Raw genomic sequence first — 274 nt, 5'->3', positions numbered from 1 at the left:
AGAGACAGGTCATCTTTTTGTGAGTTAAATTCAGCCCCCATGTTCTCCGGTTTGCCGTATTTTCCGCCATCCATTTTGCAGTAGAAAACATCCATGCCGCCATATCCCGGCCATCCGTCTGAGGTAAAATAAAAAGTACCGTTGCCAGCCATGAATGGGAATGTCTCATTGCCTGAGGTATTTATATCTTTACCCATATTGGTGGGAGCTTCCCAACCATTATCTTTCTTTCTCGACATATAGATATCCATACCGCCATATCCGCTGCCCGCCA

1 protein-coding gene is annotated in these 274 nt (G+C 45.6%); it reads right to left on the bottom strand.

Annotated features, from left to right (window positions below; all coding sequences use genetic code 11):
* A partial coding sequence (locus ACZ3HG_RS23650; RefSeq protein ID WP_465334806.1) for a hypothetical protein occupies window positions 1-251 on the bottom strand: 251 nt, incomplete at its 3' end.
* Window positions 252-274: the final 23 nt, after the last annotated feature.

The sequence above is a fragment of the Erwinia sp. PME.40.26/001 genome, assembly GCF_055556675.1.
This window is presented reverse-complemented; position numbering and strand designations above follow the sequence as displayed.